At 37.1% G+C, this 17,851-nt stretch carries 16 protein-coding genes and 1 pseudogene; 16 read left to right on the top strand and 1 reads right to left on the bottom strand.

Annotated elements, in window-relative coordinates; genetic code table 11:
- The first annotated feature begins 20 nt into the window (after nt 1-20).
- The 15 genes and pseudogenes from F981_RS13065 (at nt 21) to F981_RS12995 (ending at nt 15,282) form a co-directional block, all read left to right on the top strand.
- Nucleotides 21-341, top strand: coding sequence for a hypothetical protein (locus tag F981_RS13065; protein WP_228129029.1), 321 nt, complete (start codon nt 21-23; stop codon nt 339-341).
- A 413-nt stretch (nt 342-754) separates the two neighbouring features.
- The gene (locus F981_RS13060; protein WP_004722259.1) at nt 755-1,291 is read left to right on the top strand and encodes a Csu type fimbrial protein; all 537 of its coding nucleotides are present in this window, start codon (nt 755-757) and stop codon (nt 1,289-1,291) included.
- A 60-nt stretch (nt 1,292-1,351) separates the two neighbouring features.
- Nucleotides 1,352-1,906 (top strand): spore coat protein U domain-containing protein, encoded by a 555-nt coding sequence (locus F981_RS13055; protein ID WP_004722258.1) that lies wholly within the window; start codon nt 1,352-1,354, stop codon nt 1,904-1,906.
- An 11-nt stretch (nt 1,907-1,917) separates the two neighbouring features.
- Complete coding sequence (locus F981_RS13050) at nt 1,918-2,433, top strand: Csu type fimbrial protein (protein WP_004722255.1); 516 nt, start codon at nt 1,918-1,920, stop codon at nt 2,431-2,433.
- A 19-nt stretch (nt 2,434-2,452) separates the two neighbouring features.
- Entirely contained in the window at nt 2,453-3,253 is an 801-nt protein-coding gene (locus tag F981_RS13045) for a fimbrial biogenesis chaperone (protein WP_004722254.1), read from the top strand.
- Nucleotides 3,254-5,752 (top strand): fimbria/pilus outer membrane usher protein, encoded by a 2,499-nt coding sequence (locus F981_RS13040; RefSeq protein ID WP_004722252.1) that lies wholly within the window; start codon nt 3,254-3,256, stop codon nt 5,750-5,752.
- Nucleotides 5,749-6,768, top strand: a complete 1,020-nt coding sequence (locus F981_RS13035) for a Csu type fimbrial protein (RefSeq protein WP_004722250.1) — start codon at nt 5,749-5,751, stop codon at nt 6,766-6,768. Before F981_RS13040 ends, F981_RS13035 begins: the two co-directional genes overlap by 4 nt.
- A gap of 473 nt (nt 6,769-7,241) precedes the next feature.
- Nucleotides 7,242-7,826, top strand: coding sequence for a recombinase family protein (locus tag F981_RS13030; RefSeq protein ID WP_035372130.1), 585 nt, complete (start codon nt 7,242-7,244; stop codon nt 7,824-7,826).
- Entirely contained in the window at nt 7,827-8,093 is a 267-nt protein-coding gene (locus F981_RS13025; protein ID WP_004722246.1) for a hypothetical protein, read from the top strand.
- Nucleotides 8,094-8,819: 726 nt separating this feature from the next.
- Nucleotides 8,820-9,095 (top strand): annotated as a pseudogene (locus tag F981_RS13020) (type II toxin-antitoxin system HicB family antitoxin); the annotation flags it as partial.
- A 699-nt stretch (nt 9,096-9,794) separates the two neighbouring features.
- Nucleotides 9,795-10,328 (top strand): fimbrial protein, encoded by a 534-nt coding sequence (locus tag F981_RS13015; RefSeq protein ID WP_004722242.1) that lies wholly within the window; start codon nt 9,795-9,797, stop codon nt 10,326-10,328.
- Between the two features lie 79 nt (nt 10,329-10,407).
- Nucleotides 10,408-11,136 carry a fimbrial biogenesis chaperone gene (locus tag F981_RS13010; RefSeq protein ID WP_004722241.1) on the top strand — a complete coding sequence of 243 codons (729 nt, stop codon included), beginning with the start codon at nt 10,408-10,410 and terminating at the stop codon, nt 11,134-11,136.
- Nucleotides 11,137-11,271: 135 nt separating this feature from the next.
- Nucleotides 11,272-13,845: a fimbria/pilus outer membrane usher protein gene (locus F981_RS13005; protein WP_004722239.1), complete on the top strand. Its 2,574-nt coding sequence runs from the start codon at nt 11,272-11,274 to the stop codon at nt 13,843-13,845.
- Nucleotides 13,842-14,858 (top strand): fimbrial protein, encoded by a 1,017-nt coding sequence (locus F981_RS13000; protein ID WP_039910510.1) that lies wholly within the window; start codon nt 13,842-13,844, stop codon nt 14,856-14,858. The genes F981_RS13005 and F981_RS13000 overlap by 4 nt, the downstream gene beginning before the upstream one ends.
- 115 nt (nt 14,859-14,973) lie before the next feature.
- Nucleotides 14,974-15,282, top strand: a complete 309-nt coding sequence (locus tag F981_RS12995; RefSeq protein WP_004722235.1) for a hypothetical protein — start codon at nt 14,974-14,976, stop codon at nt 15,280-15,282.
- Between the two features lie 146 nt (nt 15,283-15,428).
- On the opposite strand, the gene F981_RS12990 is transcribed toward F981_RS12995, so the two are convergent.
- Entirely contained in the window at nt 15,429-16,349 is a 921-nt protein-coding gene (locus F981_RS12990) for a LysR family transcriptional regulator (RefSeq protein WP_004722234.1), read from the bottom strand.
- 102 nt (nt 16,350-16,451) lie between these two features.
- Here F981_RS12990 and F981_RS12985 point away from each other — a divergent pair, with 102 nt between their 5' ends.
- Nucleotides 16,452-17,828, top strand: a complete 1,377-nt coding sequence (locus tag F981_RS12985; protein WP_004722231.1) for an omega-aminotransferase AptA — start codon at nt 16,452-16,454, stop codon at nt 17,826-17,828.
- Nucleotides 17,829-17,851 lie beyond the last annotated feature (23 nt).

Raw genomic sequence — 17,851 nt, 5'->3', positions numbered from 1 at the left:
GTATGATAAAGATCTATGAAATGATTTTTCATAAAGGAATGGGTGAAAACTCTCATTTTTTTTATGCAGTAAATAATCAGGCATCTCGTCAGCATTTTATTCGAATGCTGAGGAAAGAGATTGATTGTGAATTGGGTGATTTTAAACAGAGTTGTATGCAAGATAATCGAAATGACCTCACATGGCTTTATGAGGAAGTGAGCAGGGAAAGTCATTTTTACTTAGATATTATGGAAAGTGATTTTATTTATAATGCTGTTGCTGTATTAGGTTTGCATATTTCGCTGAGAGTGGAAGAACAAAATGTATTGGAAGTACAAGAAGGAGATGATTTTTTATAAAATTATATTTAAGTTGAATTATTGAAATTTAAATTGACGAATTTTATCTTTTTTGTCAATTAAAAGTTTTCGATCAGCATTTTATAATGCCATATCGTCGCCCATTCTCCCCCTAAAAATTGAATGGGTTTTTTTTGCTCATTATTTTTGTAAATCTTGGTTTTGTAGTTAATTAGATACAAGCATATATCTATAATAATCTTAATTATTTTAGTGTTTTTATATGTTTAAATCTTTGGTGTAATTTAATTCATATTGATTTGAAAATTTATTTTAAAATATAAAAACTTATATTTAATTGATGGTGTTTTTTAGTGTATTTATTGAACGCATATTTATCACATGCAATTATGTAGATGCTTTCACACTTCTTGTGTAAAAGTTAATAAATAATACATATCATGGGATTTAATATGAATATTTTTACAAAACTAACCCTTACTATTTTATTGGGTACAGGGTATATCGCGACTACACAAGCAGCAGTGACGGGTCAGGTTGATGTCAAGCTGAATGTTTCGACAGGTTGTACTGTTGAAGGTTCTACTGTTACTGGAAATATGAACCAATTTGGTACATTAGATTTCGGTAAAACTTCTGGTACTTGGACCAACGTTTTGACTGGACAAGTTGCTTCTACAGCGACAGGTGGTCATCTCGCTGTAGAATGTGATGGTGCAAACCCTGTTGACTTTACGGTTGCAATTGATGGCGGTCAACGCGCTGATCGTAGTCTTAAACATACAACTGCTGCCGACCTAGTAAACTATAACGTTTACCGTGATGCAGCACGTACCAATCCATATGTGATTAATACAGCTCAGCCTTTCACTGCTGCAGCAGGTGTAGCTCAAGAAGTTCCAATTTTTGGTGCAATTGCTGCGAACACTGGCACTGCAAAAGCACAGGGTGATTATACAGACACTTTATTGGTGACTGTTAATTTCTAATCAGTATACGTAACAGTAAACAGGTTTGTTGTTGAACAAGCCTGTTTTAGGGAGGAACGTATGCACCTGTTACTTAAACAATGCGTCGGATTGCTACTTTGTAGCATTGTTTCATCGCTCACCAGTGCTGGGCAATTGGCCGCTAAGTTAAATGTTCAACTTGAATTAGAGCCATCCTGCAAGATCAACAATGAGACCGTGAATAACGGAACCAATGGCTTGAATTTCGGGCAGCTAGACTTTGGAGAAACCACAGCTGCATTTAATCAGGTGATAGAGACCAGTTTAAGTCAGGGTTCTACATCAGGTTTGACCATTCAATGCCCTGGCAATGCTCCAATAAAAGTTACCTTTGGTGCGGGGCAACATGACAGTAAGGTACCAGCACCTTTTGGCGCAAATTATTTTCGTGCGATCAGTAATGGCACAGATTTCCTTGCCTACAACATCTTATATGGAACTGCTCGCGAAGCGTTAAGGCCTAATCAAATCATTACTTTGACCAATAATGGTCAGCCGCAAACGCTTAATCTCATGGGGCAAACTGTTAATAATGGTCGGTCAGTCTCACTTGGACAATATACCGACACTATTCCAATTACCATTGAATTTTAAAGAACAAAATCATGAAAAAAATAGGTTTAAGTGTTCTGCTGATTTCGATTGTTCAAAGTGGGTTTGCTGTTGATCCTGTAACTTCGGCAAGTTTTAAAGTTCAGGCGACCATTGAAAATGGGTGCAAACTCAGCAATGTCGAACAGTTACTTGATTTTGGTCGTCATCCTGTTGTGGCGCAGGGGCAGTTAAAAGGATCCGTCATCAATACTGCGCAAAGCTGGAATATCCAATGTACTGCACGGCTACCGGTAAAGGTGATGTTGAATGGTGGTGATCACTTTTCAAATAACTTTCGACGGATGAAACATGCCCAGCAGAATGAATTTGTACCTTATCAGCTTTATCAGGACAGTAGTTTGCAAGGTGAATATGCCAGTGGGAGTAGTTACTCACTGACACCAACCACTACTTTGAACACCGTACTGGGTTTTGCAGTTTATGCTGTTGCAGACTTGAATAATAACAATCAACCACGATCAGCTGGCCTGTATAAAGATACGGTCGCAATTACGATTACATGGTGATTCTATGAGCTTAAATAAAATGAAAATATGGTCGGGCAGGACTTTCTCTGCGGCCGCGATATTGATGATCACTTCACCGGTATTCGCACAGGCTACATTTTTAATCTGGCCAATTTATCCAAAAATTGAAGAAAATGAAAAAGCCTCTGCGGTATGGCTACAAAATACCGGTAACTCTGATGCCATGGTACAGATTCGGGTATTTAAATGGGATCAGAATCATCAGCAAGATGCTTATGCGGAGCAAACTGAGGTTATTCCAAGTCCGCCCGTAGCGAAGATCAAGGCGGGTGAAAAGCATATGTTGCGTTTGACTCGCTCAGCTGCTGTACCTGATGCAAAAGAACTTGCCTATCGAATTATTGTTGATGAACTGCCGATCAAGCTCAATCCAGAAGATGAAAAAGATGCATCGACAGTCAGCTTTCAGATGCGTTATTCCATTCCCTTGTTTAGCTATGGCAAAGGACTTGGTAGTGGTTTAACTGAAGTTTCACAAAAAACCAATGCGAAAAATCCTTTGGCTAAACCGATATTAAGTTGGTGGGTCAAGAATAATGAACAGGGCAAACCTGAACTTTATATTAAAAATACTGGTTCAAAATTTTCACGGCTTTCAGGAATTAAATTAACCCCGACTTCAGAGCAAATGGCTTTTGGCAAAACTGCCTTTGGTTATGTGTTGGCAAACAGCACCATGAAGTTTGATTTAGACAACAAACTACTCAACAGCCTGAGTGGTCAAACCAGTTTGTATGGCGTTGACAGTTCAGGGGTGAAGCAAGAATTGGTTGAGATTAAAAAAGAAGGAGGGGGGTAAATGGGTTATTTATCAGGGTTACACACCCCTTCTTTTTTATGCAAAAGCCTGACATTGATATTGGTTGCGAATATTCCATTGCTGAGCTGCAATGTCTATGCAAATGGTTTGCCACCGCCACCACGAGATGTTTCAGAAGTGAATAGCTTATTTAAGCTCTATCTGGACTTGGTGATCAATCAATATTCGACGCGACAAGTGATACCGGTCATTGTCAAAGGTGATCATTACTTTATCCAGCAATCGAAACTGGATGAGTTACAGATTAAGCTGCCTGCGGATGCACTGCAGCAACAGTCAGAAAAAAACCTGACCGATCTGGATGTATTTACTTTAGGCTTTTTGGGCAAGGCCTTGGATTGGGTCAGCCTCAATCAGATTCCCGAATTGAAGTATGAGTACAATTCAGCGCAACAGTATTTTAGTCTAGATCTTCCTGCCAGCTGGATGCCGGTGCAGATACGCGGTTTGGATTCTTGGTATCAACCTGAAACAGCGCAGTCGGGTATTGGTTTATTAAATAACTATGACTTTTATACCTACCGCCCAGAGAATGGTGGCTATAGCAGTACACTCTTTACAGAACAACGCTTTTTCTCCCCTTATGGGGTACTGAGAAATTCAGGGGTTTATAGCAAAACTAATTTTGAGTCATCCAATCGGAACAGTGATGGTTATCGTCGCTATGATACGACTTGGCAATATGATGATCCGGTCAGTGTGATTTCATTTTTAGCAGGCGATGTGATTACAGGAAGTAAAAACGCTTGGGGAAGCTCAGTGCGTTTAGGTGGATTACAGTTGCAACGTAATTTTGGTACCCGTCCAGATTTGATTACTTATCCTTTACCTCAGTTTAAAGGACAAGCGGCTTTACCGAGCACCGTAGATTTGTTGATTAATGGACAGAAAGCCAATTCAACCGATGTGCAATCTGGTCCTTTTATTTTGAATAATGTTCCGTTTGTTAATGGTAAAGGCGAGGCGGTGATTGTCACCACAGATAGTGTTGGCCGTCAGGTGGCAACCTCTATACCATTTTATATTTCGAATACTTTGCTTAAACCGGGATTATTGGATTATTCGGTGTCTATGGGGCAGATCCGCGAAGACTATGGGATTAAGAACTTTGCATATGGTACGTTTGCTGGTTCGGCGGATGCACGTTATGGGATTAACGATTGGCTTACGGCTGAAGGGCGGGTTGAGCTCTCAGATTCAATTCAGTTGGCTGGACTAGGTTCAGTGCTTAAGTTGAATCAGTTTGGGGTGTTAAGTGGTTCGGCAACTCAAAGTTGGGCAGACCGTGAATTTAATCGGATCAATAGCCAAAATCTCAAGGGAAATCAATATACTTTAGGCTATAGCTATAACCAGCAACGCTTTGGATTTAGTCTCAATCATACCCAACGTGATCAGGATTATTATGATCTTTCACGCTTGCAATATAGCAATTTGGCCTCAGCCAACAATCATAAAAGTTCGGTTGCCAACACGTATTTTGCCACAGATAAATCAGGGACTTTTGGGGTGGCATATATCCAGACCAAGAACCGCGACATTAAAAATAAACTGATGAACCTGTCGTGGGCACCGATACTCCCGTCTTATATGCGTGGTGCAACGGTGTCATTAAGTGCCAATCGGGATTTTGTAGAAAAAGAGTGGAATGCAGCATTTCAGTTATCGGTTCCATTTTCCAAAAGCAGATCCACTGCTAGTCTAGGTTATAGCCAACAATCCAGTGGTGATTATGCTTATATCAACTATAACCGTAGTGCACCGTTGGCAGGTGGTGTTGGTGTTGATTTAAGTCGACGTTTTAATGAAAACAGCGATGACTACAATCAGGCACGTGTCAGCTACCGTAACCAATATTTTAATACCGATGTCGGCATGTCGGGTGCCAATGACTACAACTATTGGTTTGGACTGTCAGGTTCGGTGGTGTTGATGTCAGGCAATGTTTTCGTTGCCAATCGATTGGGCGAGTCATTTGCTTTGATTGATACCAACAAAATTGCAGATGTTCCAGTGCATTATGAAAACAGCTTGGTCGGTCGTAGTAACGCCAAGGGCTATGTATTTGTACCGTCAGTGACGCCTTATTACGCGGCTAAATACAGTATTAACCCGATCGATTTACCTTCAAACTTTAATGCAACCCAAGTTGAAAATCGGATTGCGGCAAAACGAGGTTCAGGTGTGGTGATTGGCTTCCCAATCAAACAGTCTTATGCGGCGAATGTGTATTTAGTGCAAAGCAATGGGCAAGCGATTCCAGTGGGTGCAGTGGTACATCGTGCGGATCAAGAATCGAGTTATGTGGGGATGGACGGGATTACTTATCTTGAAGATCTCGGTGCAGAGAATAGCATTCGAGTGCAACTGTCAGATCAGCGCATATGTGAAGCAAACTTTTCGTTGGATTTAAAACAAGCGCAACAACAGATTGTTATGATTAAATCGGTTGTTTGTCGCGAGGTGGCTCAACCATGATTACTTTAAAAAAAATAATACCCGCAGGTCTATTATTCTCTGGATTAATATTGATTATAGCTCAAAGTCAAGCTGCTTGTGTTATTACCTCAAGTGGTAATGTGACGATGGGTACGATTTCGTCTATGACATTGGCGGAGCAAGGGACGCAATCTAATCAGTTTAGTGCTGGTTTAAGGTGTGAAGGGTTTAGTTTGGCTGCTTTAAATACCACTTATTTAATGTATCGGGTCGATCAGATACCAGTAAACTATACAAATAGTGTCACTGATGAAAGTCTCACAGTGAGTTATCTAGACACCAATAATAAAGCAATTGGTGTTGGTAAAGAAATTGATATGAGTACTTTTTCACTTCTTAACTTCTTTACTGGGCCTAATGGTGCATTACCATTTTATGCCAAAATTAATCCAGGGCAAAATGTTTCTCCAGGGAGATATACAGCGGACAAATCTTTTAAAGTCAAATGGTATTATTCTGTACCTGAGCTTGCATTTGTGGGGATAGGGAGCTTTTTTGAAAGCCCAGGTTTTAGACGTCCAGGTTTATTTACAGATCAAAATTGGGGTACAGGGAGTGATGCAACATTAAACTTATATATTGACGTTTCAGCAGATTGCCGTATTTCTACCAATGCGGTTAATTTTGGAACATCGCCTTTTGCAGATGTCTTTACGCCAGTTCAAACATCTCTAGGCGTACGTTGCTCAGCATTAACACCTTATCATGTCAGTTTAGATAATGGTCTATATCCACAAACTGGTAATCAACGTGCAATGAAATCTGAAACGGGTAACAATTATTTGAGTTATGAGATTTATAAAAATGCAACGACGGAACGTTGGGGCAGTATCGGCAATGAACGTTGGTCAAGTCTCCAAGCAACAACGAACCCGGGTCAGCATAATACCAATCAACAGGGTTTTGCCTTTACTGCAAAAGTTCTGGATACGAATTCACCAAGTCTGCCTGCTGGTAATTATTCAGACACAATAACGGTAAATGTTGAGTTTTAACGATATAAAGCCATGATAATGATTTTATCATGGCTTTATTAAATGATAATTTTATAGTTTATTTTTTTATCGATATTAAATAAAAACTCTCTTTAATTATGTTTTTTTATAAAAATATGCGAACCTTTTGCCTTATTAAAACCCATTCTTAAAATTCATTATTATACATATACAAGTGTATTTTATTATTTATTATACATTTTTTATGTGAAATATCTCAAGATTAAAATAGTTTGTATGGATGTTTAAAGATGTTGGCATTGGCATAATATTTGTTTTTTTTTGTTTTTTGACTATTCTTTTATGGTCTTAATTCGTGTTTTAATTTTCAATTAAAATATGGATTTTAATAATTATTTATTATAAGGGTGGGTAATTGTTTCTCTATGTTTTAAATCATTTATATGTTTTATACATATTTGTTTTTCTAAAGAATACTGAATATAAATGTTATTATTTGAAGAGGGCTTATTGTGCGGACTTATGCATACTTCAGGATTGATGGATTCTCAATGGATGAATTTAATTATGCTGACTATATTCTTGGGTATGGTTATGAAATACCGAAAAATAGGCTTGTATTTGAACAGGTGAAAATAGGTATACCCCTAGAATTTAGGCATAAACTTATTAACTTAATTAACTATACATTGGAAAGCGGAGATCTTTTATTAATAGATGGAATAGATTCTTTGGGAAGTGATTTCAAAGAAATATATTCGAGTGTCAATTTTATTTTTAAAAAAGGAATTCGCTTAGTCTGTTTGGAATTTTCAAAGAAAGAAATTAAAGGAGACATAAAAAAGATTTTTTTTCATTTTCTAAAAATCTGTTCTGATTTCGATGGAAAACTTCAATCGAATAGAAAGATTGGTAATAAAAATATAAACAAAGTAGGTCGACCAGAAATTTTGAATAAGGCCCAGAAAGATGAAGTTTTAGAAAAGTTTAAAAACGGGCAAAGTGTCTATTCTTTAGCTAAGCAGTATTCGGTTACAAGAACAGTCATTCAAAGACTACTTTCAAAATCATCAGACCATGCTATTGGTGAGGATTAAATGAATATGAACGTTAAAATGAATAACAAAGCTAAAACAAGTAGATTGGTTGTTGCAAAACAAATGAGCAATCTGGATAAGATATTCGTTGTTCAACTCAAATATTATCTAAATAATAAGTCGAGAGTTATTGATGACGCGAATGAAATTGAGATTAGCTCTGTAAACGGATTGATTGATTATGAAATTTACAAAATCGAACATGAGGAAAAGAAAATCATTTTTTTATATGGTTCTAGTCCATATGTTATAGATTTAAAAAATTAATTTTTTAATTAATCTTTTAGATATGAAAAGTTAAGCACTTTTAAGTTTGATGTTGTGGTTAATTGTTTTAAAATTTATTCTGATTTTTTATAACAGTAAGACAATAATATTTAAAATACTTGCTAATAAATATTTTGGATTTTTAAATTAAATTTAGGATATTTGTGTTTTTGATAAAAACTTTTTAAAATTAAGTTGTAGTGTTATTTAAGATGTAAATCTTTTATTTTTTTGTATAAAATGGTTGTTTTTTTTAAATTTTAAATTGGTTTAATTTAATGTAAATAGAATCAATTGGAAAAATTATTGTTAAAATAGATTGGATTTATATCTAAATGATATTTTAAACATCAGAACGCTAAAGGTGCTTAACTTTAAATTATAGTGATTTTTTTATTCTGTGTTTTATTGAAAAGTGATAAAAATCATTTTAAAGATGTTGGTGTTGAGCCATTGGTAAAGTATTAAAATAACGCATGATTTGTTTAAATTGGTTGGGTCGGGAGTGTAAGTAAATAAAATGGAGTTTATTTGGGAAAGAAAAATTCGTTATTATTTAAACAGGGGGTAATATTTATTTTTTTAGAAATCTGACTAGCATGGAGCTGAGTTACAGTATCTTATCTATAAAAAATTGACCAATTATCATTTTAAAAAGCATGTTGAAGTATGCGGTCTAGAATGCGGTATTACAGTTAGACTTTATTTTCTCCAAAAGAGGTGAGTATGTTATATACAGTTGCAGTAGAAAAAGGTTCAAACGATGAAGCCTATGGCGTGATTGTTCCTGATATTCAGGGATGTTTCTCTGCGGGAGATACTTTTGAAGAAGCATTAAGCAATGCGAAAGAAGCAATTGCAGATCATTTGGAGATTCTTGCAGAAGATGGCAAAAATATTCCTTTGGCATCAGAAGCAAGTACATTTCTGAATGAGGAAAAGTTTAAAGGCTTGATCTGGGCAGTGGTAGATGTAGGTGATTATCTAGATAAAGTGAGAAAGACAATACAGGTGAAGAGGTGTAGTCCTGAATAGATTGTTCAGAAATAGGTTCAAACACAACACATATTAATATGTTAACTATTTCACATTTTAATTGGAAAAAATATTTATATGATTTTTAACATTAAAAAAATTGAATATTGTAAAGAAAAATAAAATATTTATTCCTTAAACTCATATGTAAATATAATTATTAATTGTCTTGAGAGTATCTTTTGGCAAATGTTGGTTAGTGGAAATTCTAAATTTAAGCCAAATATCCGTTAGTAAAATAGTAGCTAAAGCATGGCTAATCCTTGATCTTTGGACTTTGTAATGGGATGGAGGTGAGTTGTGATATCGCCGTTTTCTTGCCTAAATTTCCAAAAACACACAGCAAATTTCCTGATCAAATGACATAGAGTGATGGTTTATCTGCACGTGACTAATTCAAAATTTAAGGTGAAATAATGTGAATTTTGTTTTTATGTAAAAAATTTACAAAAAAAAATACTTTAAATAAAACTGAAATATGAATGTAATAAATATTTAATATATTGAAATATATAATAAAAATATTTTTCTCAAAAAATACGAATTTATATACGCTTGTATCTATTCATTATAGAAAGTGTGACTTTGTTTACATTTTTGTCTCAGTGTGCATAATACCCATCGACCAAAACGAATCATTTTTTTTGTCTGTATAGGATACTTGGTATGAAAAATATTTTTTTAGCAACATCAGTTTCAATTTTAGCAATGTCTAGCGCTTTCGCAGCAGATGGTACAATCACAATCAACGGTTTAGTAACTGACAAAACTTGTGATATCGTGACTCCACAAGGTAAAGATTTCACAGTAACGCTTCCAACAGTTTCTAAGCAAACTCTTGCTAAAACTGGTGATATCGCGGGTCGTACGCCATTCACAATCAACTTGGCTAACTGCTCTGAAGGCAAAGTTGCAACTTATTTTGAACCAGGTTCAACAGTTGATTTTGGTACTGGTCGTTTAAACAACACAGATGCAACTGGCGCGAAAAACGTTCAAGTTCAATTGTTAGGTTCAAATAACCAATTCATTCCTGTACTTGCTGCTGGTGCTTCTGGCGCGCAAACTAACTCTCAATGGGTAGATGTTGCGGACAAAGGTGCAGCTGATCTTAATTACTATGCTGAATATTATGCAACTGATGCATCTGCTGCTGGTAAAGTAACAACGTCTGTTCAATATACTATTATCTATCAATAATTTTTTATTGAATGGTACGGAGCTAGGTTGTCTAGCAACCTAGCTCTTTTACTTTATTTTAGATATAGAGATAATCGTTATGTTCTTGAATCATTCCTTTCTTAAAAAAGGTTTACTCGCATTTTTAATTCCGTTTGGTGCAGCGAATGCTGAAATCATCATTCATGGTACTCGTGTCATCTATCCATCTGATGCACGTGAAATTACTTTACAGGTAAGTAATAACGGAAATAATCCTGCATTGGTTCAAGCATGGATTGATGAGGGAGATGCAAAATCTACTCCAGATCAATCTAAAGCGCCTTTTATGATTACACCGCCTATATCGCGTGTGGAAGCAAAAAAAGGGCAGTCTTTACGTATTACCAGTTTGCCGAATGCAAATGAGTTAAGTAAAACTCAAGAAACGCTATTTTGGTTAAATATTCTCGATATCCCACCAAAGCCTTCTGCGAAAGATCAGAATGTTGTACCAGATAACTTTTTACAACTTGCGATTCGATCGCGTATAAAGTTTTTTTATCGCCCAGCTGGACTTAAAGAAGATGTCGCTTTGGCACCTGAAAAATTACAGTGGAGCAATAACGGTACTCAGTTAACCGTAAAAAACCCAACACCATTTCATATTACCTTGACTTCTATTATGCAAGATCAATCAGGCAAACGCGTTGATTTGATTTCACAAGGTTTAATGTTGAAACCATTTTCTGATGGAACGGTGAGTTTAAAAAATTCCAATGTCGCTAAGATGACCTTTACCACAATCAATGATTATGGTGGTCGTGTAGAGCGAAATATTAAATTTTAATAGATTGATTAAGTCTTTAAATTTCTTCAATACAAGAAATTTAAAGCACCTTCGTAATGATGATTTAATCATTTCATTTATCTGAGAGTAAGCGAGTAAAAAAACCTATTCATTTGTTGATAGGCAGACTTCTTTATGCAAAAAAATGAACAAAGCTACAAGTGGATCAAGCGACATATCAGTTACTATGTGGCTTGTGGGGTTATTACGCTCAGCATTCCTGCTTTAGTTAATGCATCTGAAACTGACTTAAAAGAGGCTGAAAAGTCTCCGACTGCTGCAGAAGCAGAATTTGATTCGGCTTTTTTAATTGGCGATGCCAAAAAGATAGATGTAAATCGCTTTAAATATGGCAATCCTGTGTTACCAGGTGACTATAATGTGGATATTTATGTCAATGGTAACTGGTTTGGTAAACACCGTATGGTGTTTAAAGCAACTGAAAATAATCAAAATGCTTTTACCTGCTTTAGCTCAAACCAATTATTAGAATATGGCGTTAAAGCAGAGGTGTTAAAAAAAGGCGAAAGCTTTGCTTTGACAGGTTGTCAGAAAATCGAACAGTGGGTTGAAGATTCTTTTTATGAATTTGATACTTCACGCTTACGTGTCGATATTTCGATTCCGCAAGTTGCGATGCAAAAAAATGCGCAAGGCTATGTCGACCCAAGTGTTTGGGATCGTGGGATCAATGCTGCATTTCTTTCTTATAATGCCAGTGCATATAAAACATTTAATAAAATCCAAGGTGGGGAAGAAACCACAAATGCGTTTACTTCGGTAACCGCTGGTGCAAATTTGGCAGGTTGGCAATTGCGCCATAATGGTCAATGGCAATGGCAAGACCGCACGACTACAGATAATCAATCTAAATCGAGTTATGATGCGATTAGCACCTATGTACAACGCGCTTTCCCGCAATACCGTGGCGTGTTGACTTTAGGTGAAAGCTTTACCGATGGTGAAATCTTTGATTCATTTGGCTATCGTGGTTTCGATTTTTCTAGTGATGACCGCATGTTACCCAACAGTATGATTGGTTATGCACCCCGTATTCGCGGAAATGCAAAAACCAATGCTAAGGTTGAAGTACGTCAGCAAGGTCAATTGATTTATCAAACAACCGTTGCACCGGGGAGTTTTGAAATCAATGACCTTTATCCGACAGGGTTTGGTGGTGAACTGGAAGTTTCTATTTTAGAAGCCAATGGTGAGATTCAACGCTATTCAATTCCTTACGCCTCTGTTGTACAAATGCTACGTCCAGGAATGAGCCGTTATTCTGTGTCAATGGGTCAATTCCGCGATAAAGATATAGATCTAGATCCTTTTATTGTACAAGGGAAGTATCAACGCGGTATTAATAACTCGATCACGGCTTATGGTGGTGTGCAGTTCTCAGAAGACTATTCAGCAGTGACATTGGGCAGTGCTTTTGCAACACCGATTGGTGCAATTGCTCTCGATGTGACGCATTCACAAGCAGATTTTGAACGTCGTAAAAGTGAAAGTGGGCAAAGTTTCCGAATTAGCTATAGTAAATTAATTACCCCAACAGATACCAATTTGACTTTGGCTGCATATCGCTATTCTACAGAAAACTTTTACAAGTTACGTGATGCGATATTGGTACAAGACCTCGACAATAAAGGTATTAGTTCAGTTCATGTAGGTAAACAGCGCAGTGAATTTCAGATCACCCTGAATCAGGGTTTACCACGTGATTTTGGCAACATTTATGCAACAGGTTCGTGGGTAGATTACTGGAATCGTCAGGAAACAACCCGTCAATATCAAGTCGGTTATAGCAACAGCTATCGTGGTTTGACTTATGGTTTGTCGGCAATTAAACGTATTGTTGAAAACAATGCCACAAGTATCAGCAATAGTGATACTGAGTATATGCTGACCATGTCTTTACCACTTTCATTTAAGAAAAGCTCAGCAAACCTTAACTCGATTATGACGCAAGATAATGCGACTGTCGGTGTGAGCGGTGTGGTTGGTGATCGTTTTAACTATGGTACATCTGTATCGACGCGCTATGGTGATAATCCGAGTGCCAATTTAAATGCTCAGTATCGCACCAACTACGCGACTGTTGGTGGATCATTCAGTGCGGCTGACGGTTATCAGCAAGCAATGTTGACTGCACGTGGTAATATTGTTGCTCATCCTGAAGGTGTCTTGTTTGGACCAGATCAGGGGCAAACCATGGTCTTGGTGTATGCACCTGAAGCTGCTGGTGCTAAAGTGAATAATGCGACAGGTTTAAGTATTAATAAATCTGGTTATGCGGTGATTCCATATGTAACACCATATCGTTTAAATGACATTACCCTTGACCCTCAAGGCATGTCGACAGATGTAGAGTTAGATGGTACAAGTCAGCGTATCGCACCCTATGCAGGTTCAATTTCACAAGTGAGTTTTGCAACGAAAATTGGTAAAGCAATTTATATTCGTAGTAAAAAACAAAATGGTGAAACTTTACCTTTTGCAGCAGAAGTATTTGATACAAAAGGTGAAAATATTGGAATGGTTGCGCAAGGTAGTATGGTTTATTTAAGAACCAATACTACAGCAGACTCGGTTACAGTGAAATGGGGCGAAAATGCCAACGAACAATGTCGAATTCAATATGATGTTTCTGCACAAGCAGCAGACAAAAAGCAAAATATGATTATGGCGGAAGGTGTATGTCAATGAACGTTAAAGTTTTAAATCGTATTCTCTTGCTCATTGCTGGGACTGTGAGTTCGGGCGCATACGCAGCTTGTGTACCTCAGCGTGGATTTACCCCGCAAGATGTAAGCATGTCTGTTGGTCGTGTTGTGGTGAGACCGAGTGATGCTGTTGGAACTATTTTACGTAAAGCGACATTTCCAATTTCATCGAATGGATCTACTTATTCTTGTGATTATTCAGCGGGCACAATTGAGGCAGTATTGCAGCAGAGATACCCTATAAGCCCATCAGGTAATTCTATCTATAGTACCAATATTGAAGGGATTGGTATTCGTTTATACCGCGAAGCGGCAGATAACTCTAACTTTTCAGGTTATTACCCTTATACCAGAAGTTTATCTCGAAATACGACTTATCGTTTATCGCCTGGATATTTTGTTGTAGAGATTGTTAAAACTGCGCCTTCCACAGGATCAGGGGCATTGGTTCCTGGACAGTATAGTCGCTATAATGTGATTGGTTATCCAAATCAGCCTTTTTTAACCAGTACAGTATATGGTAATGCGATTACTATTGCGTCTTCATCATGTGAAATCCAAGGCAATATTAATAAAACAGTGACACTGCCAACTGTAAACAAGGTTGATTTTAAAGGTGTCGGCTCAACTCAAGGTGAGCAAGCATTTGATTTGAACATCTTATGTAATGGTGGAAAAAACCCAACGGGTTATGAAGACAGCAATAAAATTAGCCTAAGCTTTGATTATGATGCTGTGACCAATACTACAAATGTCATTACCAACAATGCTGCTGCGGGAAGTAATGCATCAGGTGTTGGCGTACAATTGCTTTCACAATATAAAAATTCGAATAAAGTGATTGCTAAAAATGACAAGCTTGAATTAGGCACGTTAAAGTCAAATGATAATATTCAATACAATGTGCCAATGACTGCGCGTTACTATCAGACTGCAACCAAAGTGATGCCCGGAAAAGTACGAGCTATGGCAACCGTCACAATTGAATATGATTAATTGACGTAAATCATATTTTTTAAAATTATTTTTTTATTTATTGCTTGGAAAATCTTGTATTAATAATAAGGTTATGTAATTAATTAACTACACCATTTCTTTAGAGGGGAATGAGATGGAGTTAAATAAAAAACTATCCTTTTTATTAATAACATTTACAACGATATCGAGTTTAAGTTTAGCCACTTATGCAGAGGAGATTCATTTTCAAGGGCAGATTGTAGAATTTACATGTGAAAAGAATTCTAATAATTCTAATTGCAAAGCGATTGATAATACGATTGATGTGTTGAGAAAAACCACCACAATAGATAGCTTTAATTTCAATAGCTTAGTTGATAAAAAAGCCAATAGCATGGCCCATTTAAAAATTCAAGATTTGGAAAGTGATCAGCATAAAATATTGGTGGTAGATTATTATTAAGCCAATTAATTTGTGAAATAAATAACATAAATTAAAAGTTATGTTGTGTGATAAGTTAAAATATAATCTGATTATTTTGGTTGGATTATATTTTAATTCGTATTAAAAATAATCGAATTTTTAAACTGTTTTTAAATTTTTGTATATTATTTTATCGGTTGAACGGTTTTCTTTAATATATCCATAAAGGTTTTTAAGATAATATTATAGTTTTTTCCTTTATGTGTAATCAGACATATCGGTGTACTATAATGCATTCTCTCTTGTAAAATCGGTTGCATCAAACCATCTTGGACCCATTTTTTCGCATAATGATCGGGTAAAAACCCCATAAATTTTCCTGAAAGAATCAGAAATGCGATACCTTCTCTGTCACTTGCAGTCGCTGAACAGTTCAATCGTTGATGCAACTTCATTGCATCGGGGGTAATGGCATAATTCGGAAGAACCGTATTGCATTGTTTTAAGTCATCTAAACTTATTTTACCTAAATGCTGAAAGAGTGGGTGGTTTTGCCCACAATAGAGTGAAGATTCTTCGTTATATAAATGAAAATAATCTAGACCTGATAATGGGCTCACCAAAGGAATCGCGCCAGCGTGTAATCGATTGTCCAAAACACGACACTCAATATCTGACAGTGTGCTCATACTAATATTAATAACCACCTCAGTATTTTCTTCCGCAAGCTGTGCCAATGTGTTGGTGATATAAGCACTGGGCATTGTGACTAAGTTATTAATAATACCAATATTAAATTCACCTTTGAGCTGATTATGCATTTGATTGATTTTGGCACGAAAGTCCTCAATCGATGCAGTCAGTACCTCAATATATTCTAAAACTTCCCGACCTTCATCGGTGATGGAAAAGCCTGCTCGACCGCGCTGACAGAGCCGAATCCCTAAGCGATTTTCCAGATCACTCATATGCAAACTAATCGCAGAACGACTAATCCCTAGGATACTTTCGGCAGCAGTGAAGCTGTGACAATCACAGACTGTTTTAAATATTTTAAGTAATTTTATATCAAAATCAGTGACTTGGTTTAATTTTTTAGGTTTCATTTAGTTTTGCTTTTTTATATCTAAACTCAAGATATTTTGAATTTATCAAAACTATTGTGCTTTGTACACTCAAGAGATAACCACAAAACAAGAAGAGTACTTATGTTTGATATCGATACATCAAATGACCGCGATGACGCATTGGAAGCCAGTCAGTCAAATGAGCAGATGAATTTAAATTATCAAGCCCATTGGATGCCATTTTCTGCAAATCGTAATTTCCATAAAGATCCACGCATGATCGTGGGTGCAAAAGGATCGTATTTAATTGACAGTACTGGACGTGAGATTTATGACTCATTGTCAGGGCTATGGACGTGTGGTGCAGGGCATACACGACCTGAAATCCAACAGGCTGTGAGTAAGCAATTGGCAAAACTGGACTATTCACCCGCATTCCAATTTGGACATCCTTTATCTTTTCAATTGGCTGAAAAAATTGTTCAGCTGATGCCGGAAAAACTGCAACATGTCTTTTTTACCGATTCAGGTTCTGAATCTGCGGACACTGCGATCAAGATGGCACGCGCATATTGGCGCATTCAAGGTAAACCAAGCAAAACCAAATTGATTGGACGAGCGCGTGGCTATCATGGTGTAAACGTCGCAGGGACCAGTCTAGGCGGTATTGGCGGAAATCGTAAAATGTTTGGTCAATTGATGGATGTGGATCATTTGCCTCATACTTTGCAAGCGCATTTAAGTTTTAGCAAAGGCTGTGCAGAGACGGGTGGGGTTGAGCTGGCAGATGAAATGCTCAAGCTGATTGAATTACATGATGCTTCTAATATTGCAGCAGTGATTGTAGAGCCTATTTCAGGTTCAGCAGGCTGTATCGTGCCACCAGTTGGTTATTTACAACGCTTGAGAGAAATTTGTGACCAACACGATATTTTACTGATTTTTGATGAGGTGATTACTGGCTTTGGGCGTATCGGTAAATGGACTGCGGCAGAATATTTTGGGGTTACACCAGACCTTTTGACCTTTGCTAAACAGATTAGCAATGGCGCAATTCCGTTAGGTGGGGTGGTGGCAAGCCGTGAAATTTACAATGCATTTATGCAGCAAGATCTACCTGAACATGCGATTGAATTCACCCATGGCTATACCTATTCGGCCCATCCTGTTGCCTGTGCCGCTGCTCTAGCAACGCTGAATGTACTTGAACAAGAAAATTTAATTTCTCAATCTGCTGACTTAGCACCAAGTTTTGAAAAGCTTGTCCATGAATTAAAAGGTTCACCTCATATTGTCGACATTCGTAACTGCGGATTGATTGGTGCCTTGCAATTGGCACCGCGTGATGGTGATGCCACGATTCGAGGTTTTGAAATTGGAATGAAACTGTGGAAAGCAGGTTTCTATGTGCGTTTTGGCGGCGATACCCTTCAGTTTGGCCCAATGTTTAACACCACAGAAGCACAATTAACCCGTTTAATGAATGCTGTAGGCGAGGCACTTTATCAAGTGAAATAAATAGGATGAGTCCCTAATCAAAT

Origin of the sequence: Acinetobacter guillouiae CIP 63.46, from assembly GCF_000368145.1 — a bacterium.
In the GTDB taxonomy this organism is placed as follows: domain Bacteria; phylum Pseudomonadota; class Gammaproteobacteria; order Pseudomonadales; family Moraxellaceae; genus Acinetobacter; species Acinetobacter guillouiae.
Note: the sequence above shows the minus strand (reverse complement) of the source record. Positions and strands in the feature narration are given on the sequence as shown.